This window comes from Aliiroseovarius sediminilitoris (assembly GCF_900109955.1).
Classification (GTDB): Bacteria; Pseudomonadota; Alphaproteobacteria; order Rhodobacterales; family Rhodobacteraceae; genus Aliiroseovarius; species Aliiroseovarius sediminilitoris.
The window spans coordinates 1838522-1863761 of sequence record NZ_FOJB01000001.1 but is presented as its reverse complement, the minus strand read 5'-3'; the positions used below and the strand labels follow the sequence as shown (position 1 = coordinate 1863761).

Here is a 25240-nt window from a genome sequence, read left to right as displayed (position 1 = left end):
CAAATCCTATCTGCTTGCGCGACAAATCATTCGCAAGTTCAGAATACCATAAAAGGGCACCTGACCAAAGGTTAAATATACCCAATGGCCGGCTCGCTGTGGTGCACGCCGCGGAAGTCTGTGGTTTCGTTAAACCCCGGCACAGCCATCCGAGCATTGTGATCAAATGTCTCCAACATCGGCAAATGACCGGTTCGTCCCAACCGCGGCATCGGTAACTATGGGCTCAAACCCAACAATCAACGAACAATCTTCCGTGGTATCATATTGACAGTCAGAAGGATTCCAAATGGCAAAAGTAACCGGCATCGGCGGCGTGTTCATTCAGTCGACCAGAGACGGAGCATCTCTGGCAAACTGGTACAGGGACAATCTGGGGATCGAGCTATCAGATTTTGGCGGCGCGGTTCTGAACTGGCAGGACGACGAAGCCAATGATGGGGGGTTGACTGTCTGGGCGACGGCGGACAGCAACAGCACCTGGTTTGCCCCAAGCACTGCGGGTTTCATGATCAATTATCGAGTGGATGATCTGGACGGCCTGCTTTCCCAACTGAAGGCGGCAGGTGTGCAGATCGTTGCCGGACCTGAGCGTCACGAGAACGGTGATTTCGCGTGGATCATGGACCCGGAGGGCAACAAGGTTGAACTTTGGCAGCCTTGTGAATGGGACGATTCCCGCACAGAAAACGCAGGCTAGACCAGAACAACTTCAGGTCAGTTTCCGCAGCAACAGCTTTAGCTGCGCCCGCCCGCGTGCCTCGGCCCGGCGGATGCGGACCGCGGTCATGAATGCCTCTTCCAGCGTGGTCGAGGATGCGCCAATGGTTTTCTTGATCTCATCAACAAGATCTTCCTCGCCCGTCAACTCGACCGCTTCCAGCACGTCTTTCGCCATGGCGTCTGCGACTTGTTCAAGAAGATCCATCGGCGCCTCGTTCAGCGAGTGGTTTCTGTCAGGCGGCGGCGCACATATTCATCCACATGCGTGATCATGGTGTCCATATGGTCATTTTCAAAGAAGTGACCCGACCGTTCAATCTCGGTATGTGTGATGGTGATGCCTTTCTGCTCGTGCAGCTTGTTCACCAGCGCATGAGTGTCTGCCGGGGGTGCCACCCGGTCGGCGGTGCCGTTGATGATCAGGCCGGAACTGGGGCAGGGTGCCAGAAAGCTGAAATCATACATGTTGGCGGGCGGGCTGACCGAGATGAAGCCGGTGATTTCCGGGCGGCGCATCAAAAGCTGCATGCCGATCCAAGCGCCGAAGGAAAAGCCTGCGACCCAGCAATGTTTGGCGTTCTGGTTCATGGATTGCAGATAATCCAGCGCCGACGCGGCATCGGACAATTCGCCCACACCCTGATCATATTCGCCCTGACTGCGACCCACGCCACGGAAATTGAACCGCAGCACGTTGAAGCCCATATTATGGAACGCATAGTGCAGGTTATACACCACCTTGTTGTTCATCGTGCCGCCGAATTGCGGGTGCGGATGAAGGATGATGGCGATGGGGGCGTCTTTTTCCTTCTGGGCGTGATAGCGGCCTTCAAGACGGCCTTCGGGGCCGGGAAAAATCACTTCGGGCATTCGGTTGCGGCCTCTTTTTTTCGTCAGATCCTGCGTCAGGCTGCCACTGCCAGCATTCTTGACGCATACGGACCCGCACCATAATACAGGGGTGGCGAATTGACAGGTCTGGAACCTGCCTTTGCCAGTCCTAAGTGACCTAGTGGTGATAGTTCAAAAGGTCAATGTTTTTGCAGAGAGGTTACGCGATGAAGCTGTCAACCAAGGGGCGTTACGCGATGGTCGCGCTGGCCGATCTGGCGTTGCAAAACGGCGACAGCCTTTTGTCGCTGACCGATCTGGCCAAACGTCAGGACATTTCCCTGCCTTATCTGGAACAGCTCTTTGTTAAATTGCGGCGTGCCGGTCTTGTCGACAGCGTGCGTGGGCCGGGCGGCGGTTATAAACTGGCGCGCGCGGCGTCCGATATTCGGGTGTCCGAGGTCCTTGCGGCCGTGGACGAAACCGTGTCTGCGATGCACAAAGGGGCAGGGGCATCGGGTGCAAGCTCTGGCTCCAAGGCGCAATCCATGACCAACCGGTTGTGGGAGGGTCTGTCGGCCCATGTCTATGTATTCCTGCACCAGACCCGCCTGTCGGACGTGGTGAAGAACGAGCTGACACCATGCCCCGCAGTGCCGACATTGTTTGCGGTTGTGGATGAGGAATGATAGGCGGCAGCGGCGTTTGCCTGCCATCCTGAGACGCGTAATCGAATAGGACCCGTCGGTGCCCCGAACCTATCTTGACTGGAACGCCACAACACCTCTGCGCCCCGAGGCGCGGGAGGCGATGATTGCGGCGATGGATCTGGTGGGCAACCCGTCATCCGTCCATGCTGAGGGGCGCGCGGCGAAAGGTTTGATCGAACGGGCGCGCAAAGACCTGGCCGCGGCGTTGGGGGCCGAAGGGGCCGATATCATCTTCACCTCGTCCGCGACCGAAGCGGCGGCGCTGGCCTTACAAGGGCGCGGGATCGCCTGTGCGGGGATCGAACATGACGCGGTGCGCAGTTGGTGCGACGAAAGCCTGACGGCTGACATCAACGGCGCGGTGTCCGTCGCTGACCCAGCGCAAAGCGCATTGCAGGTCGCGAACTCCGAAACCGGTGTAATTCAGGCACTGCCGGACGGGCTTTTCCTGACCGACGCAACGCAGGCCTTTGGCAAGATCCCTTTTGCGTTCAACTGGTGCGGGGCGCAGATGGCCATCGTCTCGGCGCACAAACTGGGCGGGCCGAAGGGCGTGGGTGCCCTGATCGTCAAACGTGGCACGGATATCGAAGCGCGGATCAAGGGTGGCGGGCAGGAAATGGGTCGTCGGTCGGGCACTGAAAACGTGATCGGTATTGCCGGATTTGCCGCCGCTGCCCGTGCGGCCCAGACCGATCTGGAGGGTGGCGTTATGTCTGTCACCGAAAAACTTAGAAAGATTCTAGAAAACACCATTGCGGAATCGGCAAAAGAGACTATTTTTGTCGGGAATGATGCGAACAGGCTTCCCAACACCTCGTGCTTCATCACTCCGGGCTGGAAGGGTGAAACACAGGTGATGGTGATGGACCTTGCCGGGTTTGCGGTTTCCGCAGGTTCGGCCTGTTCATCCGGGAAGGTAAAATCCAGCGCCGCCTTGGTGGCAATGGGCTTTGACCGGGAACATGCGGGATGCGCTTTGCGTGTCTCGCTTGGCCCCATGACGAGTGAGGATGAGGTGCGTGCCTTTGCCAAGGCATGGATCATGGAATACGAGAAATTCCGGGCGCGGGGTCGCTAGGCCCTTTGCTTGGATGAAAGGACAACATGGCCGGTGTAGATGAACTGAACGTCAAAGAAGGCGTTGAAGAAGAAACCGTCGAGGCGGTAAAAACGCTGGCTGGACAATACAAGTACGGCTGGGAAACGGATATCGAGATGGATTATGCCCCCAAGGGCCTTAATCCCGATATCGTGCGGCTGATTTCCGAGAAAAACGAAGAACCCGAATGGATGACCGAATGGCGTCTCGGGGCCTTTGCGCGCTGGGAAAAGATGGTCGAACCAAGCTGGGCGATGCTCAGCTATCCCGAGATCGACTTTCAGGATCAGTATTACTATGCCCGTCCCAAGTCGATGGAGGTGAAGCCGAAGTCGCTGGACGATGTTGATCCCAAGCTGCTGGCTACATACGAAAAACTTGGCATACCGCTGAAGGAACAGATGATCCTTGCCGGTGTCGAAGGCGCCGAAGACGTGCCCGCCGAAGGGCGGAAGGTCGCCGTGGACGCGGTGTTTGACTCGGTGTCCGTGGGAACCACATTTCAGGCTGAACTGAAAAAGGCCGGCGTGATTTTCTGTTCCATCTCGGACGCGATCCGCGATCATCCCGAATTGGTCAAAAAATATCTCGGCTCCGTCGTGCCGGTGTCGGACAACTATTACGCCACGCTCAACTCGGCGGTGTTCTCGGACGGGTCGTTCGTCTATATCCCGCCCAACACCCGGTGCCCGATGGAGCTGTCCACCTATTTCCGCATCAACGCGGAGAATACCGGCCAGTTCGAACGCACGCTGATCATCGCGGACAAGGGCTCCTATGTCAGCTATCTGGAAGGGTGCACGGCCCCCAAGCGCGACACCGCCCAGCTGCACGCCGCCGTGGTGGAAATCATCATCGAAGAAGATGCCGAAGTGAAATACTCGACCGTTCAGAACTGGTTCCCCGGCGACGAGAACGGCAAGGGTGGCATCTATAACTTCGTGACCAAACGCGCCGATTGCCGGGGCGACCGGTCCAAGGTGATGTGGACGCAGGTCGAAACCGGGTCCGCCGTGACGTGGAAATACCCGTCCTGCCTGTTGCGCGGCAATGAAAGCCAGGGCGAGTTCTATTCCATCGCGATCACCAACAACCATCAACAGGCCGATACCGGCACCAAGATGGTGCATCTGGGGCGCGATACCAAATCGCGGATCGTGTCCAAGGGGATCTCGGCGGGCGTGGCGCAGAACACCTATCGCGGACTTGTCTCGATGCACCCGAAGGCCAAGAACTCGCGTAACTATACGCAATGTGACAGCCTTCTGATCGGCGACAAATGCGGCGCACATACGGTGCCCTATATCGAGGTGAAGAACAATTCCTCGCGCGTGGAACACGAGGCGACGACCTCGAAGGTGGATGACGAACAGATGTTCTATTGCCGCCAGCGGGGCATGGACGAAGAAGAGGCCGTGGCCCTGATCGTTAACGGCTTCGCCAAGGAAGTGTTGCAAGCCCTGCCGATGGAATTTGCCATGGAAGCCCAACAGCTTGTGGCGATATCGCTGGAGGGGTCGGTGGGGTAAAATGAGCCAGGACCACTTCCAAGACATGCCGGACCGGTTGGATGCGCAAGGACGCGGTGTGCAACCGGACGCGCAGCCCCCGTCCGCACCGCGCCATGACAACAAGCTTTCGGGCAAGTGGGCGATGCTTGGGGGAGTCTGTTCGGCGGTGGTGCTGTTGCTGTTTGTAAACCTACAGGCGATTTCTGATCTGGCACCAGAACGTGTCACGCAAAACGATACCCCCGGGGCCTTTGCTATGCCTGTCGCGCTTCTTTCGGTCGCTTGGATCGCGCTTATTCCATCATGGTTTCTGGTCAGCGTCATCGTGAACGCCCTGCGCCGCAAGACCCGCATGGCCCCACCATCTTTTGTGATCGGAGCCTTTGTTGTCCTCGCGCTTGGGCTTGGACTGTTCAAATTTTTCGGTGCGGGAGGGGCAGGGTGAGAGACTTCTTGAGTAATGTGGAAAGCGCCATACCCTATATTCTGCCGGCCATCGGTGGCGGCGCGGCTGTGATTTACATCAACACTCACAAGATGGATCAGCTGAACCCGATGATCTGGATTCCGTTCGGCATCTTTCTGGGATGGGCTGCGTCGCGCGGTGTGATGAAACTGTTGGATCTGTGGCGCTGATGCAGCGTGAAAAAAGGGCGGATAAGATGATTATCACCACAACCCCATCCGTAGAAGGTCATCCCATCGTTGCCTATCACGGCATCGTCACCGGCGAAGCCATTTTGGGGGCGAATATCTTTCGCGATCTATTTGCACAGGTGCGCGACATCGTGGGCGGACGCTCGGGGGCTTATGAAGAAGAACTGGGCAAGGCGCGCCGCACCGCGCTGGCCGAGATGGAAGAACACGCGGCGTCACTGGGCGCCAACGCGGTCGTGGGCGTGGACCTCGACTATGAAGTGATCAACAACATGCTGATGGTGTCGGCCTCGGGCACGGCTGTCACTGTTTCGTAAGGACGATATAAAATGCTTAAAATCAATAACCTGCACGTCAAACTTGAAGAAGAAGACAAGCGCATTCTGAAAGGTGTCGACCTTGAGGTGCCCGCCGGGTCGGTGCATGCGATCATGGGTCCAAATGGCTCGGGCAAATCGACGCTGTCCTATGTCCTGTCGGGCCGTGATGGGTATGAAGTGACCGAAGGCAGTGCCTCGTTGGAAGGCGCTGACCTGTTGGAGATGGAACCGGAAGAGCGCGCCGCGGCTGGCCTGTTTCTGGCCTTCCAATATCCGGTCGAAATCCCCGGCGTGGGCAACATGACCTTCCTGCGCACCGCGGTGAACGCGCAGCGCAAAGCGCGCGGCGAAGAGGAAATGTCGGCCGCCGACTTCCTGAAATTCATCCGCGCAAAGGCAAAAGAGCTGAAAATCGACGCCGAGATGCTGAAACGCCCGGTGAATGTCGGCTTTTCGGGTGGCGAGAAGAAACGCAACGAAATCCTGCAAATGGCGATGCTGGAACCGAAGATGTGCATTCTGGACGAAACCGATTCCGGTCTGGATGTGGATGCCATGAAGCTGGTGTCGGAAGGCGTGAACGCCTTGCGCGATCAGGGCCGCGCTTTCCTTGTTATCACCCACTATCAGCGTCTGCTGGACCATATCAAACCTGACGTGGTGCACATCATGGCAGGCGGTCGCATTGTCAAATCGGGTGGTCCCGAACTGGCGCTGGAAGTTGAAAACAACGGCTATGCCGACATCCTTGCCGAGATGGAGGTCGAGGCATGAACACCGCCACAAAACAAGCCACACCCATGATCAGTGCCGATGCGCGCCCGGTCTCGGGTGCATGGGCGCAAGAAGCACGGGCCGATGCCGCCGCGCGGCTGGCCGATGTGGGATTGCCCACACGCCGGGATGAGTATTGGAAATGGACGTGGCCCGACAGTCTGATCGCGGCCTCGCCATCGCCCGCCGCCGTATTCGATTATGCAGGCGAGCCGCCGGTCTTTCATGCGATCGACCGACTTACGGTCGTCTTTGTCGATGGTGTGTTTGACGCAGATGCCTCGGACGATCTGTCGGACGAGGGGATCGAGATCGAGCGTCTGGCGGATGCGGCTGCTGCCGATATTCACTGGGCCAAAGACCTCTATGGTGTTTTGGAGGCACGCGGCCAATCTCCCGTCGCCCGCCCCTTGGCCGCCCATAACACAGCGATGGCCACCGATGGTGTGGTGATCCGCGTCACCGGGCAGGTCAGCCGCCCGGTCAGCCTGTTCTATCGCCACGACGACGCAAATTCGGACGCGGTGTTGCACCATGTGATCCGGGTGGAAGAAGGCGCGAAGCTGACGCTTCTGGAAAACGGAGCCGCCGCGGCCCGTTTTTCGAAAGTGTGCGAGGTGGACGTGGCCGATCGCGCTGAATTTCACCACATCCGCGCGCAGGGTCGCGATCACGAACGGCAGGCCATCACCCATCTGTTTGCCCGCCTTGGCGCGGAATCGGTGTTCAAAAGCTTCACCATGACAGTGAATGGCCGCCTGACCCGCAATGAGTGCGTGATCGAGCTTTTGGGTGACAACGCGACGGCCCATGTCGCGGGCGCTGCCTTGGGCGATGGGGCAGATGGCGATTTTCACCATGATGACACGGTGTTCATCACCCATGATGCCGTGTCCTGCGAAAGCCGTCAGGTGTTCAAGAAAGTCCTGAAAAACGGTGCAAAAGGGGTGTTTCAAGGCAAGATCCTTGTGAAACCGGATGCGCAGAAAACCGATGGGTATCAAAAGTCGCAATCGCTTCTGTTGGACGAAGACGCCAGTTTCCAGGCCAAACCGGAGCTTGAGATCTATGCTGACGACGTGATCTGTTCGCACGGCTCGACCTCCGGCGCGATCGACGAAGAGGCATTGTTCTATCTGCGCTCGCGCGGCGTTCCGGCCCATATCGCCACCGATCTTCTGGTGCTGGCGTTTCTGGCCGATGCGATCGAAGAGATCGAGGATGACGCTATCGCGGCTGAAATCAATGACCGTCTGGATGCGTGGCTTGCCCGCCATCGCGGCTGACCAAGGCCAGATGCGATGTCTGTGATTGATGATGTGATCCGAAGCTACCGCGCGCCCCGCGCGGTGTTTCGGCGCAGGCTTGATCTGGGCGCGCGTGAGGACAAGGCCCTGGCCGTTCTGATGGGGGGCTGCCTTCTGGTCTTTGCCGCTCAACTTCCCCGATTGGCGCGTGTCGCCCATGAAACCGGACAGGATCTGAATATGCTGATGGGGGCGACCATGTTGGCGTGGATCTTCATCATGCCGCTGGCATTCTATCTGATCGGAACGCTGAGCCATGTCCTGATGCGTCTTGTCGGCGGTCATGGCAACGCCTTTGCCGCTCGGTTTGCGCTGTTCTGGGCCTTGTTATGTGCCACTCCGCTTTGGCTTCTTTGGGGGTTGGTTGCGGGGTTTATTGGCGAAGGTGTGCAAATGACTCTGACCGGCGCGCTTGCGCTGTTGGCTTTTCTGCTGTTCTGGTCCATCAACCTGCGTGAAGCGGAACGTAGGGTGGAAGGATGATCCATGCGGTTTGATCCCGGTTATCTTTTGGGTATGGCGCTGCAAACGGTGCCCGAACCGCGAAAGGTCGCGCGCGACCTGTTCGACCTGGATCTGCCGCGCGAGGTCCTCTGGACCGCGCTGGCGCTGGTCGTTGTCGTGAACGCCGCACTCGGCGTGCTGGCGGGGATGATGTATCCGCTGGACCCCGCTCAGATGGGCACCGTATTGTCCAGCCCGGTTCTGCTGGGCGTGATCGAAGCCGTGTTCATGTTCGGTCTGGCTTGGGGGATCTTCGCAATCGGGCGAATGTTTGGCGGGCAAGGAGCTTTGTCAGACGCCATCATCACCGTGGTGTGGATGGAGTTTATCTTCCTGATGTTGCAGGCACTGACGCTGGTTCTGACGTTTTTTGCACCAGGACTGGCGGCGATCCTGATGATTGTGTCCGTCGTTTTGTTCTTCTGGGTGCTAAGCCATTTCACCACTGAAAGCCACGGCTTTCGGTCGACCGGGTTGGTTTTCACCTCGATCCTGGGGTTCATGATCGTTGCGGTGTTCGCCTTGTCTTTCGTGCTTGTGCTGCTGGGGGTCGAGCCGATGCCGATGCCCACCGCCCCTAACTGACCGGAGCCCGCGCCATGTACGATATCAACAAAATCCGCGCCGATTTTCCGATCCTGTCGCGGCAAGTGAACGGCCAACCGCTGACCTATCTGGACAATGGCGCCTCGGCGCAGAAGCCACAGGTGGTGATTGATACCGTGACGCGTGCCTATGCCGAGGAATATTCCAACGTCCATCGCGGCCTGCATTTCCTGTCCAACCTCGCCACCGAGAAATACGAAGCGGTGCGCGGCACCGTCACGCGGTTCTTGAATGCCGGGTCCGAGTCGGAAATCATTTTCAATTCAGGCACCACTCAGGGCATCAACCTTGTGTCCTATGCGTGGGCAGCGCCACGAATGCAGGCAGGAGACGAGATTGTCCTGTCCACTCTGGAACACCACGCCAATATTGTGCCATGGCATTTCCTGCGCGAACGCCAGGGGGTGGTTCTGAAATGGGTCGATCCCGAACCCGATGGATCACTTGACCCGCAAAAACTGCTGGATGCGATCACCGACCGGACCAGGCTGATAGCCATCACCCAATGTTCGAACGTGTTTGGCACGGTGGTGGATGTCAAGACCATCTGTTCCGAAGCCCGCCGTCGGGGTGTTCCGGTGCTTGTAGACGGGTCGCAAGGGGCGGTTCATTTGCCCGTCGACGTGCAGGATATCGGGTGCGACTTCTATGCGATCACCGGCCACAAGCTCTATGGGCCGTCCGGTTCTGGTGCGATCTATATTCGCTCTGAACGTCAGGCAGAAATGCAACCCTTCTTTGGTGGCGGGGACATGATCAATGACGTGACGAAAGAATGCGTCACCTATGCCGCCCCTCCGCTGAAATTCGAAGCGGGCACGCCGGGTATTGTGCAAACCATCGGCCTGGGTGCAGCGCTGGAGTATCTGATGGACTTGGGGATGAAGAACATCGCTGCGCACGAGGCGACGTTGGCCAGCTATGCAACCGAACGGCTCGCCGGGCTGAACTGGGTCAACGTGCAGGGTACGGCACCGGGCAAGGCGGCGATATTCTCGCTGACGATGGAAGGCGCGGCCCATGCCCACGACATCTCGACCATTCTGGACAAGAAAGGGATTGCCGTCAGGGCAGGGCACCACTGCGCCAAGCCCTTGATGGCGCATCTGGGCGTGTCCGCGACGGCGCGTGCGTCGTTTGGGCTATATAACACCAAGGACGAGGTGGATCGCCTGGTCGAAGGGCTGGAACTGTGCCACCGGCTTTTGGTCTGACCCACCCGGCCCGCTTCAGTCGTCGGGCCGGATCAAACCAAGCCCTCGCAGATAGATCCCGATCCCGCTTTCCAGCAGCTCTTCCGGCGGGAAGGGGCTTTTCTGGCCGGGGCTGCCACGCCCGAAAAGTTCGACGACCCCGTGGCTCATCGCCCAGATATGCGCGCTGACCATGCGCGATGGGGGGCGTTTATCCTCGGGAATGTTTTCCGCCAGTTTTTCCGCCGCATTTTCCAGAACACCCATCGCCCGCCCGGCGACACGGGCCAGATCGGCAGAATGGTTGATCGAAATCCCGCTTTCGAACATCGAGATATAGTGACCGGGATACCTGCGCGCAAAGGCCAGATAGGCGCGGCCGGTTGCCTCGAAACTGGCCAGTGCCGAGGGCTGGCCCTTGTTATAGGCATAGACCATCAGATCGGCGAATATCTCATACCCCTGACGCGCGGCTTCGGCAATCAGATCTTCGCGCCCTGCGAAATGACGATAAACAGCGGCTGGCGTGACGCCCGCCTGTTTGGCAGCTTCGGACAAGGTGAAGCCGGTCGGGCCTTTCGCCTCGATCAGTTCAAGCGCCGCATCGACCAACGCCTGCCGCAAGTTCCCGTGGTGATAGCCGCGCTTAGCCATCCCAAACCTCTGGCCCGCCGCTGATAGTGCTGTCAGGCGGATGGGCAACGTTCGAATCTTTACCAGTGTAATCAATGTTTTGAAGGACAGCGCGTATCGCGGCAAGACGCGCGCGTTTCTTGTCGTCGGACCGGACGATGGTCCAAGGCGCACGTGGGCGGTGGCTGCGATCAAAGGTTTCCTGGATGGCGTCGGTATAGGCATCCCAGCGGTTCAATCCTTCAACGTCGATCCAGCTGAGTTTCCACTGTTTCAAAGGGTCTTTTTCGCGGGCGAGGAAGCGGCGCAACTGTTCAGCACGCCCGACATTCAGCCAAATCTTGACAAAATGAATGCCTTCGTCGACCAGCATGTCCTCGAATTCGGGCAGTTGACGAAAGAATGCTTCTCGCTCGGCATCGGTGCAAAAGCCGAAAACCTTCTCGACCACTGCGCGGTTATACCAGGACCGATCGAACAAAGTTATCTCACCTTCGGTCGGCAAGTGCCTGATGTAGCGTTGAAAATACCATTCCCCCGCCTCGCGGTCCGACGGTTTGGACAGGGCCACGACATGCGCCACGCGCGGGTTCAGGTTCTCGCGAAATCGCTTGATCGTGCCGCCTTTTCCCGCCGCATCGCGCCCTTCGAAGATGACCACGACTCGCTTGCCCGTGGCTTTCACGTCAGCCTGCAACTTCACCAGTTCAAGCTGAAGGGCCTCAATCTCGGCCTGATAGATGTCCTTGTCCATGCGGGCGCGATAGGGATAGCTGTCTGACAGAATATCCTTCTTGCGGCCGTCCGTGATCGCCTTTTGGACCGCAACTGGCGCGGTCTCTTGAAAGAATTTCGAGATGGCACCATCGAACGGCAAAGACATACGCAAACTCCTGATTTCACGCCATTATGGGGCGAAGGCCGCGGGTTGGCAATTGGCAGGCTGCATCGGTTGGTTCAGTTACGGCGGTCCTGCTTGCTTTCCCCGATCTGGTCGATGTCAAACGGCGTGGTCAGATACATTTCGCTGATCCAGTTGGCGTAAAGCAGATGCGCGTGGCTGCGCCAGCGGTTTTCAGGGCGTTTGCCGGGATCGTTGCCGGGATAGTAATTTATCGGCACGTTGATCGGCGCGCCCTTGGCGACATCACGGTCATATTCGCCCTTCAGTGTGCCGGTATCATATTCGAAATGATTGAAGATATAGAGCGCACGATGCGCAGTGTCTTCGACCAGACACGGCCCAACCTCATCCGATCCCAAAAGCGTGGTCAACCCGACTGTGGCATCAATCTCGTCCTGCCGCATTTCGGTCCAACGGCTGACCGGCACGACGCAAGTATCGGAAAAGCCGCGCAGATAGGGCGAGGCGGGATCAAGGTTCTTTTGCGGAAAACACCCGAAGGCCTTGGCGTCCAGAATGTGCTTCTTAACCTTGTGGAAGTGATAGATCATCGCCATACCGCCCCAGCACACACCGAAGGTCGAATGCACGTTGGTCTGGGTCCAATCGAAGATCTGGCTGATCTCGTCCCAATAGGTCACGTCCTCGAACGGCATGTGTTCAATCGGCGCGCCGGTGATAATCAGCCCGTCGAACTTCTGATCGCGCACGTCCTCCCACGGTTGATAAAACGCGCCGATATGGGCCTGGCTGGTGGTTTTCGACGTATGTTCCGACGGGCGCAGCAGCGTCAGTTCGATCTGCAACGGATGGGCACCGATCAATCGTGCAAACTGAGTTTCCGTTTCGACCTTCTTGGGCATCAGGTTCAGCAAAGCGATCCGCATCGGACGGATGTCCTGCTTGTCGGCCTGATCTTCGGACATGACCATCACGCCCTCATCCTTCAGCACATTCGCTGCGGGAAGGGAGGAAGGTATCTTGATCGGCATGTCACATGTCCTTGGGTTGCGGGTGAAGTCTGTCAGATAAGGTCGGATCAGGCGGCGTCAATGGCCGTAGCGATCATCGCCGTGAAATCGTCCGGGGTCTTGATGGCAGCGACGTCATGGGCACAGAGCGATACACCGTAGCGCGCCATATGCTCATAGAGTGGCTGGCGATGGGCAAGCGCCTGCGCATAGGTCCAACGGATGAAATCGTCGGGTTCAACATCGTCGGCCTTGACGCTGTTTTTTAACAAATAATCTTCCCAGATACGCGCCAGAAACTCCGGTTGATAAGCCATTGGTTTGGGCGCGCGGTCAAAGCGTTCCACCAGTCGCCGGGTATGAGCCTTGTCCCCCCTGAGCCAGACCAGAAGGCAGTGCTGGCTGAGTTCGGCAATCAGTGGATCGTTTTCGCACAGGGCCGGGTCGATCCATTCGCAGATGGATCCGCCGCTGTCGCAAATGAAATGGGGATAGCCATAGATGTTTTCGGCCCGGTCGATGAAATGGCCGGTGTCCATCAGGGCGGCAGTTTCCGCCGTTCTAAACTGCGTTTGCCGTCGGCGATATTCTTCGATTGGCACGCCACCTTTGTCAGGCGCGCCCGGTTTGCCCAGATAGGTCGCAACCGGGGTCAGGTGATCAAATCTTACCTTGGGTGCGATGCGGATCGAATCCGACAGCAGAAGCTCGCGCAAAAAGGGGATTTTCATCGCCTCGGTTTTCAGATTGTCGGTGATGTATTCGTCCATGTACCGGGTGCCGATCCGGTAATCGATGGAATAGTGGAACCAATCGCCCTGTTCGCGCAGCATTGTCGAAAGATAGGTCTTGCCCAGCCCGGACATGCCAAAGAACAACACCCGCTTATGCGGGGCATCTATCCATTCCTGTGCGTTTTGATACAACATCTTGCATCCACCATTTTGCCCCTTGGTAAGCGGGGAAAGCGGGCGGGTCAAATGGTTCGCATCAGATTGGGACGGAAAGGGAAAATGAAAACGCCCCGCGCGGTCGGCACGGGGCATTCTGTGTTTCTGACGCAAGGGGTCGCTTAGAAGCGCAGACCCATTTTCACGCCGACGGCAACGGCGCTGCCACCGTCATAGACGACGGGCAGGCCACCGGATGTGACGGTCTTGCTGTCGAATTTGGTGTATTGAACGCCGGCCGAGATATCGTAGTTGCCTTGGGTGTATTTCGCGCCAAGAGCAACGGATTTCGATGCACCGGCAGGGGCCAGGAAAGTAGCACCGGTATCCATCCCATTCTCATAGCCGACGGACAGCGAAACCGACCAGTTGTCGTTCAGACGGCGACCGATTCCCAACTCGTACGAGGTGATATCTTCAACAAAGTTCACCCAGTTTGCATCCCCGAAAGCCGGGCCGGTCGTGTCAAGCGAGATACCATCCCACATGGCATGACGGATCGAGCCGAACACCAGCGTGTTTTCTGCAATGCCCGTCTGGAAATCGAGGTTGAAGGCCTCCGGCATGGTGACGGAGCCAGTCACGGCGTCCACGCCAAACGGCGTGGCGCGGAAACCAGTCAGAGCGTGGTCAACCGAAGTGAAATAAGTCAGGGCGACACGCAGAGCAATTTCAGGCTTCTCATATGCCACACCGACCAGACCACCCCATTCGTTGCCGCTTTCGGCACTCAGGGCGCCAAGGCTTGAAATGATCTCGCCCGATACTTTCTGGGCGCGGACACCACCGTGAACCGAGAACCCGTTGCCCATTTCATAGCGCAGAATTCCCGTCAGGGCAGAGCTTTTGACTTCCGCCATGCCAGGGGCAAGGGGGGCGTCGATATATTGGATGCTTGCGCCAAAGGGTTGGTCCCAGATCAGCGCAAGGCTCAGGTTATCGTTCAACTGGGTCTTGTAGCCCAGCGAAAACATCGAAAAATCAACCGCCGATTGGCTGATCGGAAAAACGCCGGCACCGACACCTTCGATGGTCGGGCTGACATTGGCATATGAGAAGGACAGGTAGTTGCCTTCTTCAAACAGGATCGAGATGTCCTGGTCAGACCTGTCGATCCCCGCCTGAGCGGTGGTTGCTGCGGCGGTGAAAAGCGCAGCGGTTGTGAGTGTAAGTTTGTTCATCATTCCTCCCGTGAACCACAAACTGTCCGAACTAGATATGTTACATTAGGGCAAGGCTATTTGTCGCACTTGATATTGGTCAATCGTTACCTTGGGTCACATAACACAGCGCCGTTTATAACCGGTTAAGCGATGTGGAAAGGACACGGTTTCAAGCGAAAATCCGGCTTCGACCGGCTATTGCATAAGTTGTATTGGGTGAACTAGGACGCGCGAGGTGTCGCCTCGGCGCGGATGTTGGCAAGGTTCGCCACAACAATCAGACTCCCGCCCAGCACGAGTGCCCAACCAATCGGTTCGTCATAAAAGACCGCGCCAATCAGTGCGATCAGGGGCAGGCGGGTAAAGTCGATGGGGATCACCACCGAGGCCGGGGCGAGCGACAGGGCGGTGGTCAGGCAGGCATGCGCCAGAAGACCGGCGCAGCCGATCAGAACCAGCCACGGTGCGGTTGCCAGGCTGGGCAGGGTGACGTCCCCGTCATACCCCGCTGTTACCATACCGAACACCAACTGCGTTGAGGTGAGCCAAAGAAGGATCGCCAATGTCGTTTCAGACCGGGTCAACCGGCGGGTGAGCATCGCCGTAAAGGCAAAACAGATCGCCGACAGTGCCGCCGCGCCAAGACCCACCGAGTTCACCGCGCCAGAACCGGGCTGCGCTATGATTACAATGCCGACAAAGCCCACCGCAGCGCTGATTGCCCGGATCACGGTCAGCCGTTCGCCCAGCACCAGCGGCGATAATGCCGCGACCCACAGGGGCGAAGTGAACTCCAACGCAAAGACTTGTGCAAGTGGTATGGCTGTCAGGGCGAAGAACCAAAGATTCTGCCCCGCAAAATGGGCAAGGTTTCGGACCACGTGCAGCGGCGCATTGAGCATCGTGATTTCGTTCTGCCGACCGCGTGCAATGAGTATTGTCAGAACAATGACAAACCCTACGCAGGATCGATAGAGCATCAGCTCGAACGTATCCAGTTGGTGACTGACCGCGCGCCCTGCAATGGCCATCGCCGAAAACGAGGCAATCGCGCCGGTCATCCAAAATGCGGCACGCACGGTGGGTGTCACGCTGAGACCTCTTCAATGGTGTAGTGACGCGGAATGCCCGCGGTGACGGCAGCCCATGGGCTTTGGGCCGCGCGCATCTGATGGGCGTCAAAATCGACCCGTGAGTCAAAGAGTTCAGAAACAAGATAGCGACCCGGACTGGTTTCATCTTCCGTGACGTCGAAGCGAAGACAGCCCGGTTCCGCCCGGGTCAAGGCGATGTGTTGGGGCAACGCGTCGTGAGCCAAAGCACGTCGCGCTTCGGGAACATCAATGTAACCGGTCAGGAATATCTTAGGCATGGCGGCACGTTAACAGACGATTTAGGTTTTGAAAGCCGAAACACTCAGGGTCGTGCGTCCTTTGTCCGCCGTTCGAAAAGCACGTTCGCGTAAGCTGTGTCGCGATCAAATGGATGCTTGTTTCCAGCCTCGTCCAGCGCGTGCACCTCATAGCTGTCGTCCAGGTCGTCCAGAACCTGATGCAACATTTTCCGTGTCTTTTCGCCGGCGTCGATCCGATATTCCAATAGAATTGGCGCGGTGTTGCGGGACAGGAAGGTACGCCCACTGCGCAGGACATCCAGTTCCGCGCCTTCAACATCAATCTTGATCAACTTGATCCGGTCCGCAAACGGCGACCGCGCCACGTAATCATCCAGCGATTGACAGGGCACCCATTCGAAAGTGTCAACGCCAACCGATGTTGACCAGTCTTCATGTAGTGAACTCGCACCTCGGTTCCCGTCGCGCAGATGCAGTTTCAGAAACCCGCCAACACCTGACGAAGAACCAAGCGCAATCACATCCACATGGGCTTTCACATCGTTCAGCGAAATATTTCTGAGCAATTGTGCCGCCGTGTCTTTCGACGCCTCAACCGCTGCAAGCTCGCAACCACGTTCGCGACAAATCGGAATGCTGGCGGTTCCGATGTTGGCACCGATGTCCAAAATGACGTCGCCGCCTGAAAGGCCGAGGTTTTGGGCCATCGTATAGACCGTCATTTCAAACGGTTCGTTTCGTATGAAACTTTGAAATCCGATATGGTCATTGAGGTCGACCAACAACCTGGTGCCCTGCCAGTTGATCTGCGCAACCGCGGGCTGGTATCGGAACGGTCTTATTTTTCTGATGTAATTCGGATCGAAAAACCGCGCCGCGCGGTATACAAACGGAAATTGATTGAGCTTCTGCAACACAAGAATTACGGGACGAAACCGCAAACGTGCTGTGAAAAAGGTGATCGCCCTCACCAAGATTGCTTTCATGCTTTACGGTCCCACGATGGCCGATACCTCGTCGCAGTTAACACCTTTAGAGGGTGTCGAACAAGGGGATCACCACCCAAACGGGTGAAACGCTTTGGGTCAAATTGGGCTGGCGACAGAAGAAACGCGGCAGGCGCTTATTCCCACTCAATCGTACCCGGTGGCTTCGAGGTCACATCATAGGTCACACGGTTGATGCCCTTGACCTCGTTGATGATCCGCGTCGCGGTCTCGCCCAGGAAATCATGGCTGAACGGGTAATAATCTGCGGTCATGCCATCGACAGAGGTCACAGCGCGCAGGGCGCAGGCATAATCATAGGTCCGTCCATCGCCCATCACACCTACGGTGCGGACGGGCAGGATGGCGACGAAGGCCTGCCAGATTTCGTCATAGAGGCCATGCTTGCGAATCTGGTCGATATAGACCGCGTCGGCCTCGCGCAGGATGTCCAGCTTTTCGCGAGTGATTTCTCCGGGGCAGCGGATCGCAAGACCGGGGCCGGGGAAGGGGTGGCGACCGATGAAATGGTCGGGCAAGCCCAGTTCACGACCCAAGGCGCGCACTTCGTCCTTGAACAACTCGCGCAGCGGTTCGACCAGTTTCAGCCCCATCTTTTCAGGCAGCCCGCCTACATTGTGGTGTGATTTGATTGTCACCGACGGCCCGCCCGAAAAGCTGACGCTTTCAATAACATCGGGGTAGAGCGTGCCTTGGGCCAGAAATTCTGCGCCCTCGATCTGGTCGGCGTGTTTCTGGAACACGTCAATGAACAGTCTGCCAATGATCTTGCGTTTGGTTTCCGGGTCGGATTGCCCGTCCAACTCGCCCAGGAACAACTCCTGCTCGTCTGCGTGGATCAGCTGCATGTTATAATGGTCGCGGAACATGGTGACGACCTCTTCCGCCTCACCCTTGCGCAGCAGGCCGTGGTCCACGAACACGCAGGTCAACTGGTCGCCAATCGCTTCGTGGATCAGAACGGCGGCAACCGAACTGTCGACGCCACCGGACAGGCCGCAGATGACCTTTTTATCGCCGACCTGTTCGCGGATCACCCGGATCGCTTCTTCGCGATAGGCATCCATGGTCCAGTCGCCCTTGAACCCGGCCAGCTTCACGAAGTTTTCATACAGCTTTGCACCCTTCGGTGTGTGGTGCACTTCGGGATGGAACTGAACTGCATAGAAATGTCGCGATGGGTCGGCGGTGATCGCGAACGGCGCGTTGGGCGAGGTGCCGTAAACCTGAAAACCCGGTGCGATTTCAGAGACATGATCGCCGTGGCTCATCCAAACCTGTTCAACCCCATGTTCAAACCAGCCATCCAGCAAATCCAACTTGGCTTCAGGGGTGACGTAGGCGCGGCCAAACTCGGATGTGCCATGGCCGCTGACCACCTTGCCGCCAAGCTGCGTCATCATCGTCTGCTGCCCATAGCAGATGCCCAGAATCGGCACGCCGTAATCGAAAATCTCTTGCGGGGCGCGGGGGCTGCCGTCGCGGGTGACGCTGTCGGGGCCGCCAGACAGAATAACCGCTTTCGGGGCCATTTCGCGTACGAAATCCATCGTAACGTTCTGATAGGGGTGGATTTCGCAATAGACGTTCAACTCGCGCAGACGCCGCGCAATAAGCTGCGTCACCTGGCTGCCGAAGTCGATGATAAGAAGGCGGTCGTGGCTCTGATCTGTCATGGAAACCGATTAGGGCAGGGGCGGGGGCAACGCAAGTCCCGCCGTGGGCACTTCGTGACTTGTTGGACACTTTTTCCAACCTTTTCCGTTCAGATGTCGCTTTTGCCCCATGAAGGACGCTTGCGAGCGGATTTGACCGGGGCCGCAGGATATTCACACATCAACAGGATAATTTGGAGGACATCCATGACCGAGGCACCCACCCGTCGTGGTCGCGGAGGCGGCGGCGCAGCACGGCGCGCAGAACGCACCGCTGTGCGGATCGAATGCGCCAAAACCATATCGCGCAATATTCCCAATCTCGAGATTCTCAACGAAGAGGCATTGGAGATCATCGAGTACAACGCCGAAACGGTTCTGGAAGAAGTCGGCGTCAACTTCGTTGAAAACCCGACCGCCCTTGAGCGTTGGAAAAACGCCGGCGCCGATGTCAGTGGCGAACGGGTGCGCATACCGCGCGGATTGGCGCGTGAGCTGTGCAAGACCGCGCCCAGCAGCTTCACCCAACACGCGCGCAATCCGGAACGGAATGTCGAAATTGGCGGCAAGAACATGGTGCTTGCACCTGTTTACGGCCCCCCATTTGTGCGCGATGCAGCCGGGGGCCGTCGTTATGCCACGATGGAAGATTTCCGCAAATTCGTGAAACTGGCCTATATGTCCAAATGGCTGCACCATTCGGGCGGCACGGTGTGTGAGCCGACGGATGTGCCCGTCAACAAACGCCATCTGGACATGCTGCTTGCCCATATGACCCTCTCGGACAAGCCCTATATGGGGTCGGTCACGGCCCCGGAACGGGCGCAGGACAGCATTGAGATGTCCGAGATCCTGTTCGGCAAGGAGTTCGTCCAGCAAAACACAGTGATGACGTCGCTCATCAACATCAACTCGCCCATGCAATATGACGACGTGATGATGGGTGCGATGGAGGTGTTCGCGGCCAACAACCAGGCCTCGATCATTTCACCCTTCATTGTGGGCGGGGCCATGGCACCGGTATCGGTGGCGGGCACGCTGACGCAGGTGCTGGCCGAGGTGTTGGCGGGCGTGGCCTACAGCCAGTTGGTGCGCAAAGGGGCGCCGGTCGTGGCGGGGACGTTCGTGTCGTCGATCGACATGAACTCGGGCGCGCCGACATTCGGCACACCGGAAGCGGCGCATGTGACCTATGGCGCGGGGCAGTTGTTCCGCCGCCTTGGGCTTCCCTATCGGTCTGCCGGGTCGTTCAACGGATCGAAACTGCCCGATGCGCAGGCGGCGTATGAAAGCGCCAACAGTCTGAACATGGGGCTTCTGTCCGGTGTGAACTTCATGCTGCATGCCGCCGGTTGGCTGGAAGGTGGTCTGGTTGCGAGCTTTGAGAAGTTTGTGATGGATGCCGACCAGTTGGGCACATTGCATCATCTTGCCAAGGGCATCGAGGTTGATGAAAACGCGCAAGCCATGGATGCCATCCGTGAAGTCGGGCCGGGCGGGCATTATCTGGGCTGTGCGCATACCCAGTCGAACTTCAAGACCGCGTTCTGGCGGTCCGACCTGCTGGATTACAAACCGTTCGAGACATGGGAAGAAGAAGGTGCGCGCGACACCGAAGCGCTGGCAACGGCGCGGGTGCAGAAACTGCTGACCGATTACCAGCAACCAGGTATTGATCCGGGTATTGCCGAAGGTCTGCGTGACTATGTCGAGACCAAGAAAGCCTCGATGCCGGATGCGTTCGGCTAAGGTGGAATCGTTCGCGGTCCGTTCCGGTCGGTTAACATCGGGGTAAGGGGGCTTAACGGCCCCCTTAACTCTTTGTGCAGGGGCGCTTGGATTACTGGACTTCGCGGGGGCTCTGGGGCAGCAGACGCAGCTCAGACATCAGCGCGATCAGCACCTCGACATGATGGGCGATGGAGTAAGACGCATCCCCCGATGTCCGCGTATCTTCCAGTCGCGCCTCTTCCTGTAGCAGCTCATCCAGCGCCTTTGCCGGGCTGGGCGTCATCGTGGTTTTCATGAGTTTTTTCAAATCTCTATCCCGATTATAGTCAACCAGCCCAAACCGTGCGGCGCGGACCAGGATACGCGGACGACGAAGGGCTTTTATACAGGTGAAGGCGTCGGTCATGGAGTGTCCTTTCAGTGATTCTTCATGATCGTGACACAACCGCAGCGGGTGTTGCGCAAGCCTCGTTGATACCGTGCGCGGCCTTTAACAAATCTTACCGGTTCAGCAATGATCCTTTCTCCAGACAATGTGGGTTAACGAACCGCTAACCAATCGAATGATAGGTCTTACCGGCTAAAATTCAACCTGCGGTTGCGCGGTGGAATATCGCGAAACGCACGGAACGCCAATTGGAAGGGGCTTGAATGCAAAACGCGACGCCATCTGGGATCGAACACAACTCTGTACTGCGCTGGTTGCCGGACGAGGTTCACCTTTATCTGAAACACACCGAGAAGGGTGCGTCGATCCGTTCACTTGCGCGCGACATGGGTGTCCATGCCTCGACCGTGATGCGTCAGGTGCGCAAGACCGAAGCGCGCAGGGATGACCCTTTGGTCGACGCTTTGCTAACCCGATTGGGGGCAGGGCTGCGCGACGGTCGGGCTGATCTTGCAGCAAACGAACACGCGCAGGATAGCCCCGACGAAGATCCGGTGTCGCCCCATATGCTGCGACTGTTGCGGGCGATGCTGAAGGACCGGGCCGTTATGGTGGTCAGTCAGGGTGTTGATACCGCCGTTGTGCTGGCCGCCCGTGATGATGGCGACCCTGTGACACTGGCGAAGGGTCCGACCGAGGTTGTGGAAGTCATGGCCCTGCGCGGTTGGATCGAGGGCAGCACGCGAGGACGGATTTGCCGCTATCATATGACGCCAGAAGGTCGGGTCGCCCTGAACCGCATGCTGGCCCAAATGGAGAGCCGCGCGACCGGATTTGCTGAAGCACAGACAACCTTCATGGGGATGTCCAATCATCCCGGTCCGGGCAACCGCAAGCGTTCTGCCACAACATCAAAACGCCCGATTGGCGCCGACAGCCCCGTGCGGGTACTGGGGCGCGCGAAGGGACATCAAGAACCCTATCTGGGACCGGATCTGGTCAGCGCTGCCGAGCGGTTACACCGCGATTTCGCTCTGGGCCAGTGCGCCGTATCCGGGTTGAATTCGTGGGACCGTGTTCAGGCAGCCATTCCATCCTCGACCGGTGCGGCGGCGGGGAACCCGTCCGACCGCAAGCTCGATGCCCGCAAGCGATTTGCCGATGCGATTACAGCCCTTGGACCAGAACTTGCCCAGATCGCGATGGCGGTCTGTTGCCACGAACGCGGCATGGAGCGCATCGAGGCCGACCTGGCGATGCCCGCGCGATCGGGGAAATACATGCTGCGGGTCGCACTCAGTTATCTTGCGCGCCACTATGACAAAGTGACAGGCGACGATCATGACCTGATCTACTGACTTGGGCTCGTGTGTGGATTGCCCAGGAAATCCATCAGATCGTCCGAAGTCATGATCTGACATTCCAGATCCGGATAAAGCTGGTGCAATTCGCGCTTGATGACAGTCGGATCTGGCAGGGTATCTGTCCGGATCAGATAGATGCCCTGAAACCCGAGCGCGCTCAGATGCTGACCGATCTCGATACAATCTGTTTGCGCGCAGAACAGGGCTGACATCACCAACTGAATGTTTTTCTTGCCAAATTCTGCGCGCGACAGGCGAAAAAACGTGTCGCATGTCATATGGGCCAAGCGATATGTATCCCTCAGCCGTTCATCTGCGATTGCGTCGCCCCCCAATGCCAACAGCATTGGTTTCTCAAAGCGGCTGTCTGTCATCAACCCGATACCCGTTCGAAGGCTTTTGCGGCCTCAGTCACATTATTCGTTGCAACGCAGGACGATATTCCCGGCCTGTCGTCCGCAATTACGGATCACACATATAAGGCGAGCAAAAGGTTTGCAATTCTCCCCCCATGAAGTTTGCCGTATTTTTTGCAGTTTGACCTGGCGACAATATCCCGCCATCCCTGTACCAGCGAAAGCTGAACCAAGGGTGCTACTGTGTGATGTCGTCCAGCGAAGTTTTGCAAGCGTTGCCGATACCCGTTTTGGTGGTTGGCCAGGATCAACGGGTCACAGGCCAGAACGGTGCTGCTGCACACCTGTTCGGCGCTGATCTGCTGGGGCGCCATGTGGCGACCGCCATCCGCCAACCGGCATTGCTCGAGGCCATCGAAGCAGTGCTTGTTGGCGCGCCGCACGCCGATGCCCGTCTTGTATTCTCGCCCCATGGTCGCGATCTGATCTACAATGTGCATGTGGCGACACTTTCGTCTGAACGCAGCGCCATCCTGACATTTCTGGATGTCTCGCGGCAGGAAGAGGCCGGGCAGATGCGGTCAGATTTCGTGGCGAATGTCAGCCATGAACTGCGCACACCGTTGACCGCATTGACGGGCTTTATTGAAACTCTGCGTGGCCCGGCGCGTGATGATCCGGCCGCCCGCGCACGTTTCCTGGATATCATGGAAAAAGAAGCAGGCCGGATGAATCGGCTGGTAACGGATCTGTTGTCGCTTGGCCGGCTTGAAGACATGGGGTGGATGCGCCCCACCGATCTGGTCGAACTGGATCAGGTGATCCTGATGGTGATTAACGCACTCAACCCCGCGGCAAAGGATCGCAATGTCGATGTGCGTGCCAGTTTTGACACCACCCGCCCCGTTATCGTGTTGGGGGACCGGGATCAACTGACGCAGGTTTTCACCAATCTGACGGAAAATGCGATCAAATATGGGCACAAGGGTGGAACTGTGCAGATCACTGTCAAAGCGGTGGCGCAGATGCCCGCGTTCAAGGGGCCGGGGCTGGAGGTCACGGTGCAGGACGATGGCGACGGCATTGATTCCAAACATCTTGGCCGTTTGACTGAACGGTTTTACCGGGTCGACAACCATCGGTCACGTGAACTGGGCGGCACCGGGTTGGGGCTTGCGATCGTCAAGCACATCGTGAACCGGCATCGCGGGCGTTTGCGGATCGAAAGCACCCCCGGCGCGGGCAGTTGCTTTTCCGTTACCTTGCCGGTGCCCGATCCCACCTGACAACTTTTTCTCGCAGTCTTCAGAAAATTTTCTGTCCGACGCGGTTTGTCACATTACTTTTACAAAACTTACACAAAACCTTTGATCAAGACCCATAGGACAGCCGCATGTCGTCCGAGGGGGCGATGCCATATTGAAACAGGAGCTATCCATGTCCTTCGCGAAACTGACCGCTTCCACCCTGGCCATCGCTGCCGTGTCTGCAACTGCTGCTGCGGCGCGTGATCAGGTTCAGGTTGCCGGGTCATCGACCGTGCTGCCCTATGCCTCGATCGTGGCGGAAGCCTTTGGTGAAAACTTTGACTTCCCGACACCGGTGATTGAATCGGGTGGATCGTCGGCAGGCCTGAAGCGTTTCTGCGAAGGTGTCGGGGAAAACACCATCGACATCGCCAACGCATCGCGCAAAATCAAAGCCTCCGAGGTCGACGCCTGCGCCGCGGCGGGCGTCACCGACATCGTTGAGGTGCGCATCGGCTATGACGGCATCGTCTTTGCCAGCCAGATCGACGGCCCTGACTTCTCGGCGTTTGAGCCTGCCGACATTTACAACGCGCTGGCTGAACAAGTGATCGTCAACGGTCTGTTGGTCGATAACCCCCATCAGAAGTGGTCGGATTTCAACGCCGACCTACCCGACGCCGACATTGCGGCTTTCATTCCCGGCACCAAGCACGGCACCCGCGAAGTTTTTGAAGTCAAGGTGATGGAAGAGGGCTGCAAGGCCACCGGCGCCTATGACGCCTTCCTGACAATCGCAGAAGGGGATGATGACAAAGCCAAGGCAAAGGCCGCAGCCAAAATGTGCTACGGCGTGCGCACTGATGGCAAATCGGTCGATATCGACGGGGATTATACCGAGACGCTGGCCTCGATTTCTTCAAACAAAGACGGTATCGGCATCTTCGGTCTGGCGTTTTACGAAAACAACACCGACACGCTGAAAGTGGCGACCATGTCAGGTGTCTCTCCGTCAACCGAGACGATTGCAACCGGTGAATACCCGGTATCGCGCCCGCTCTATTTTTATATCAAGAAGGCGCATATCGGCGTGATCCCCGGCCTGAAAGAATTTGCCGAGTTCTTTGTCGCGGATGAAATTGCTGGCCCTGATGGCCCGCTGGCAGAATATGGTCTGGTATCTGATCCTGAATTGGGTGCCACGCAAGCCGCAGTCGCCGCGGAAGACGTGCTGACCAACTAAGTGAACGCGGTGTGGGGCAGGGGTCCCGCACCGCAT

The 25240-nt window shown here is 57.8% G+C and carries 29 protein-coding genes; 16 read left to right on the top strand and 13 right to left on the bottom strand.

Going from position 1 to position 25240, the window contains the following annotated elements; genetic code table 11:
* Positions 1–289 precede the first annotated feature (289 nt).
* On the top strand, positions 290–700 hold the full coding sequence (locus tag BMY55_RS09260; RefSeq protein ID WP_091430114.1) for a VOC family protein: 411 nt from the start codon (positions 290–292) through the stop codon (positions 698–700).
* Positions 701–712: 12 nt separating this feature from the next.
* On the opposite strand, the gene BMY55_RS09255 is transcribed toward BMY55_RS09260, so the two are convergent.
* A complete protein-coding gene (locus tag BMY55_RS09255) occupies positions 713–928 on the bottom strand; it encodes a hypothetical protein (RefSeq protein ID WP_091430112.1) in 216 nt (71 codons plus the stop codon).
* 11 nt (positions 929–939) lie between these two features.
* Positions 940–1593, bottom strand: a complete 654-nt coding sequence (locus BMY55_RS09250; RefSeq protein WP_091430111.1) for an alpha/beta hydrolase — start codon at positions 1591–1593, stop codon at positions 940–942.
* A gap of 188 nt (positions 1594–1781) precedes the next feature.
* On the opposite strand from BMY55_RS09250, the gene iscR reads away from it, so the two are divergent.
* Genes iscR through BMY55_RS09195 form a run of 11 tightly spaced genes read left to right on the top strand, consistent with a single transcriptional unit; the run spans position 1782 to position 10259 of the window.
* Positions 1782–2243 (top strand): Fe-S cluster assembly transcriptional regulator IscR, encoded by a 462-nt coding sequence (gene iscR, locus BMY55_RS09245; RefSeq protein ID WP_091430108.1) that lies wholly within the window; start codon positions 1782–1784, stop codon positions 2241–2243.
* A 58-nt stretch (positions 2244–2301) separates the two neighbouring features.
* A complete protein-coding gene (locus BMY55_RS09240; protein ID WP_091430105.1) occupies positions 2302–3345 on the top strand; it encodes a cysteine desulfurase family protein in 1044 nt (347 codons plus the stop codon).
* A gap of 26 nt (positions 3346–3371) precedes the next feature.
* Positions 3372–4895 carry a Fe-S cluster assembly protein SufB gene (gene sufB, locus BMY55_RS09235; protein WP_091430103.1) on the top strand — a complete coding sequence of 508 codons (1524 nt, stop codon included), beginning with the start codon at positions 3372–3374 and terminating at the stop codon, positions 4893–4895.
* 1 nt (position 4896) lies between these two features.
* Positions 4897–5322 (top strand): hypothetical protein, encoded by a 426-nt coding sequence (locus tag BMY55_RS09230; RefSeq protein WP_091430101.1) that lies wholly within the window; start codon positions 4897–4899, stop codon positions 5320–5322.
* The gene (locus tag BMY55_RS09225; RefSeq protein WP_143064318.1) at positions 5319–5513 is read left to right on the top strand and encodes a hypothetical protein; all 195 of its coding nucleotides are present in this window, start codon (positions 5319–5321) and stop codon (positions 5511–5513) included. Before BMY55_RS09230 ends, BMY55_RS09225 begins: the two co-directional genes overlap by 4 nt.
* 26 nt (positions 5514–5539) lie before the next feature.
* Positions 5540–5851, top strand: a complete 312-nt coding sequence (locus tag BMY55_RS09220) for a heavy metal-binding domain-containing protein (RefSeq protein WP_091432256.1) — start codon at positions 5540–5542, stop codon at positions 5849–5851.
* A gap of 12 nt (positions 5852–5863) precedes the next feature.
* Positions 5864–6628: a Fe-S cluster assembly ATPase SufC gene (gene sufC / locus BMY55_RS09215; protein ID WP_091430097.1), complete on the top strand. Its 765-nt coding sequence runs from the start codon at positions 5864–5866 to the stop codon at positions 6626–6628.
* Entirely contained in the window at positions 6625–7914 is a 1290-nt protein-coding gene (sufD, locus tag BMY55_RS09210; RefSeq protein ID WP_091430095.1) for a Fe-S cluster assembly protein SufD, read from the top strand. Before sufC ends, sufD begins: the two co-directional genes overlap by 4 nt.
* Positions 7915–7929: 15 nt before the next feature.
* The gene (locus BMY55_RS09205; RefSeq protein WP_091430093.1) at positions 7930–8418 is read left to right on the top strand and encodes a YIP1 family protein; all 489 of its coding nucleotides are present in this window, start codon (positions 7930–7932) and stop codon (positions 8416–8418) included.
* A 3-nt stretch (positions 8419–8421) separates the two neighbouring features.
* Complete coding sequence (locus BMY55_RS09200) at positions 8422–9024, top strand: YIP1 family protein (RefSeq protein WP_091430091.1); 603 nt, start codon at positions 8422–8424, stop codon at positions 9022–9024.
* A 14-nt stretch (positions 9025–9038) separates the two neighbouring features.
* A complete protein-coding gene (locus BMY55_RS09195; RefSeq protein WP_091430090.1) occupies positions 9039–10259 on the top strand; it encodes a cysteine desulfurase in 1221 nt (406 codons plus the stop codon).
* A gap of 15 nt (positions 10260–10274) precedes the next feature.
* On the opposite strand, the gene BMY55_RS09190 is transcribed toward BMY55_RS09195, so the two are convergent.
* The 9 genes from BMY55_RS09190 to guaA all read right to left on the bottom strand — a co-directional run bounded on the left by BMY55_RS09190 (position 10275) and on the right by guaA (position 18896).
* The gene (locus BMY55_RS09190; protein WP_091430088.1) at positions 10275–10892 is read right to left on the bottom strand and encodes a TetR/AcrR family transcriptional regulator; all 618 of its coding nucleotides are present in this window, start codon (positions 10890–10892) and stop codon (positions 10275–10277) included.
* Entirely contained in the window at positions 10885–11754 is an 870-nt protein-coding gene (gene ppk2 / locus BMY55_RS09185) for a polyphosphate kinase 2 (RefSeq protein WP_091430086.1), read from the bottom strand. The genes BMY55_RS09190 and ppk2 overlap by 8 nt, the downstream gene beginning before the upstream one ends.
* A 74-nt stretch (positions 11755–11828) precedes the next feature.
* Positions 11829–12767, bottom strand: a complete 939-nt coding sequence (locus tag BMY55_RS09180; RefSeq protein ID WP_091430085.1) for a homoserine O-succinyltransferase — start codon at positions 12765–12767, stop codon at positions 11829–11831.
* 47 nt (positions 12768–12814) lie between these two features.
* Entirely contained in the window at positions 12815–13675 is an 861-nt protein-coding gene (locus BMY55_RS09175) for an ATPase (protein ID WP_091432253.1), read from the bottom strand.
* Positions 13676–13818: 143 nt separating this feature from the next.
* Positions 13819–14877: an OmpP1/FadL family transporter gene (locus tag BMY55_RS09170; protein ID WP_143064317.1), complete on the bottom strand. Its 1059-nt coding sequence runs from the start codon at positions 14875–14877 to the stop codon at positions 13819–13821.
* A gap of 203 nt (positions 14878–15080) precedes the next feature.
* Complete coding sequence (locus BMY55_RS09165) at positions 15081–15950, bottom strand: DMT family transporter (protein WP_245744699.1); 870 nt, start codon at positions 15948–15950, stop codon at positions 15081–15083.
* On the bottom strand, positions 15947–16231 hold the full coding sequence (locus BMY55_RS09160) for a putative quinol monooxygenase (protein WP_091430082.1): 285 nt from the start codon (positions 16229–16231) through the stop codon (positions 15947–15949). The genes BMY55_RS09165 and BMY55_RS09160 overlap by 4 nt, the downstream gene beginning before the upstream one ends.
* Positions 16232–16275: 44 nt before the next feature.
* On the bottom strand, positions 16276–16935 hold the full coding sequence (locus tag BMY55_RS09155) for an FkbM family methyltransferase (RefSeq protein ID WP_177179319.1): 660 nt from the start codon (positions 16933–16935) through the stop codon (positions 16276–16278).
* Positions 16936–17336: 401 nt separating this feature from the next.
* Positions 17337–18896, bottom strand: coding sequence for a glutamine-hydrolyzing GMP synthase (guaA, locus tag BMY55_RS09150; protein WP_091430079.1), 1560 nt, complete (start codon positions 18894–18896; stop codon positions 17337–17339).
* 186 nt (positions 18897–19082) lie between these two features.
* Between guaA and BMY55_RS09145 the strand changes: the two genes are divergently transcribed.
* Positions 19083–20624: a trimethylamine methyltransferase family protein gene (locus BMY55_RS09145; protein ID WP_091430077.1), complete on the top strand. Its 1542-nt coding sequence runs from the start codon at positions 19083–19085 to the stop codon at positions 20622–20624.
* Between the two features lie 91 nt (positions 20625–20715).
* Here the strand turns inward: BMY55_RS09145 and BMY55_RS09140 are convergent, their stop codons facing one another.
* Complete coding sequence (locus tag BMY55_RS09140) at positions 20716–21012, bottom strand: DUF6477 family protein (protein ID WP_091430075.1); 297 nt, start codon at positions 21010–21012, stop codon at positions 20716–20718.
* A 245-nt stretch (positions 21013–21257) separates the two neighbouring features.
* On the opposite strand from BMY55_RS09140, the gene BMY55_RS09135 reads away from it, so the two are divergent.
* The gene (locus BMY55_RS09135; protein WP_091430073.1) at positions 21258–22352 is read left to right on the top strand and encodes a DUF6456 domain-containing protein; all 1095 of its coding nucleotides are present in this window, start codon (positions 21258–21260) and stop codon (positions 22350–22352) included.
* On the opposite strand, the gene BMY55_RS09130 is transcribed toward BMY55_RS09135, so the two are convergent.
* Positions 22346–22732, bottom strand: coding sequence for a hypothetical protein (locus BMY55_RS09130; protein ID WP_091430072.1), 387 nt, complete (start codon positions 22730–22732; stop codon positions 22346–22348). The two genes, BMY55_RS09135 and BMY55_RS09130, sit on opposite strands and share 7 nt — an antisense overlap.
* Positions 22733–22962: 230 nt before the next feature.
* Between BMY55_RS09130 and BMY55_RS09125 the strand changes: the two genes are divergently transcribed.
* Together BMY55_RS09125 and BMY55_RS09120 are read left to right on the top strand one after the other, a co-directional pair.
* A complete protein-coding gene (locus tag BMY55_RS09125) occupies positions 22963–24000 on the top strand; it encodes an ATP-binding protein (protein ID WP_091430070.1) in 1038 nt (345 codons plus the stop codon).
* A gap of 151 nt (positions 24001–24151) precedes the next feature.
* A complete protein-coding gene (locus BMY55_RS09120) occupies positions 24152–25204 on the top strand; it encodes a substrate-binding domain-containing protein (protein ID WP_091430068.1) in 1053 nt (350 codons plus the stop codon).
* Positions 25205–25240 lie beyond the last annotated feature (36 nt).

Bases quoted from the DNA above. Each gene is read 5' to 3' on its own strand.
- BMY55_RS09260 (WP_091430114.1), top strand. From the start codon at position 290: ATGGCAAAAGTAACCGGCATCGGCGGCGTGTTCATTCAGTCGACCAGA.
- BMY55_RS09255 (WP_091430112.1), bottom strand. From the start codon at position 928: ATGGATCTTCTTGAACAAGTCGCAGACGCCATGGCGAAAGACGTGCTG.
- BMY55_RS09250 (WP_091430111.1), bottom strand. From the start codon at position 1,593: ATGCCCGAAGTGATTTTTCCCGGCCCCGAAGGCCGTCTTGAAGGCCGC.
- iscR (WP_091430108.1), top strand. From the start codon at position 1,782: ATGAAGCTGTCAACCAAGGGGCGTTACGCGATGGTCGCGCTGGCCGAT.
- sufB (WP_091430103.1), top strand. From the start codon at position 3,372: ATGGCCGGTGTAGATGAACTGAACGTCAAAGAAGGCGTTGAAGAAGAA.
- BMY55_RS09230 (WP_091430101.1), top strand. From the start codon at position 4,897: ATGAGCCAGGACCACTTCCAAGACATGCCGGACCGGTTGGATGCGCAA.
- BMY55_RS09220 (WP_091432256.1), top strand. From the start codon at position 5,540: ATGATTATCACCACAACCCCATCCGTAGAAGGTCATCCCATCGTTGCC.
- sufC (WP_091430097.1), top strand. From the start codon at position 5,864: ATGCTTAAAATCAATAACCTGCACGTCAAACTTGAAGAAGAAGACAAG.
- sufD (WP_091430095.1), top strand. From the start codon at position 6,625: ATGAACACCGCCACAAAACAAGCCACACCCATGATCAGTGCCGATGCG.
- BMY55_RS09205 (WP_091430093.1), top strand. From the start codon at position 7,930: ATGTCTGTGATTGATGATGTGATCCGAAGCTACCGCGCGCCCCGCGCG.
- BMY55_RS09200 (WP_091430091.1), top strand. From the start codon at position 8,422: ATGCGGTTTGATCCCGGTTATCTTTTGGGTATGGCGCTGCAAACGGTG.
- BMY55_RS09195 (WP_091430090.1), top strand. From the start codon at position 9,039: ATGTACGATATCAACAAAATCCGCGCCGATTTTCCGATCCTGTCGCGG.
- BMY55_RS09190 (WP_091430088.1), bottom strand. From the start codon at position 10,892: ATGGCTAAGCGCGGCTATCACCACGGGAACTTGCGGCAGGCGTTGGTC.
- ppk2 (WP_091430086.1), bottom strand. From the start codon at position 11,754: ATGTCTTTGCCGTTCGATGGTGCCATCTCGAAATTCTTTCAAGAGACC.
- BMY55_RS09180 (WP_091430085.1), bottom strand. From the start codon at position 12,767: ATGCCGATCAAGATACCTTCCTCCCTTCCCGCAGCGAATGTGCTGAAG.
- BMY55_RS09175 (WP_091432253.1), bottom strand. From the start codon at position 13,675: ATGTTGTATCAAAACGCACAGGAATGGATAGATGCCCCGCATAAGCGG.
- BMY55_RS09170 (WP_143064317.1), bottom strand. From the start codon at position 14,877: ATGAACAAACTTACACTCACAACCGCTGCGCTTTTCACCGCCGCAGCA.
- BMY55_RS09160 (WP_091430082.1), bottom strand. From the start codon at position 16,231: ATGCCTAAGATATTCCTGACCGGTTACATTGATGTTCCCGAAGCGCGA.
- BMY55_RS09155 (WP_177179319.1), bottom strand. From the start codon at position 16,935: ATGACGGTCTATACGATGGCCCAAAACCTCGGCCTTTCAGGCGGCGAC.
- guaA (WP_091430079.1), bottom strand. From the start codon at position 18,896: ATGACAGATCAGAGCCACGACCGCCTTCTTATCATCGACTTCGGCAGC.
- BMY55_RS09145 (WP_091430077.1), top strand. From the start codon at position 19,083: ATGACCGAGGCACCCACCCGTCGTGGTCGCGGAGGCGGCGGCGCAGCA.
- BMY55_RS09140 (WP_091430075.1), bottom strand. From the start codon at position 21,012: ATGACCGACGCCTTCACCTGTATAAAAGCCCTTCGTCGTCCGCGTATC.
- BMY55_RS09135 (WP_091430073.1), top strand. From the start codon at position 21,258: ATGCAAAACGCGACGCCATCTGGGATCGAACACAACTCTGTACTGCGC.
- BMY55_RS09130 (WP_091430072.1), bottom strand. From the start codon at position 22,732: ATGACAGACAGCCGCTTTGAGAAACCAATGCTGTTGGCATTGGGGGGC.
- BMY55_RS09125 (WP_091430070.1), top strand. From the start codon at position 22,963: ATGTCGTCCAGCGAAGTTTTGCAAGCGTTGCCGATACCCGTTTTGGTG.
- BMY55_RS09120 (WP_091430068.1), top strand. From the start codon at position 24,152: ATGTCCTTCGCGAAACTGACCGCTTCCACCCTGGCCATCGCTGCCGTG.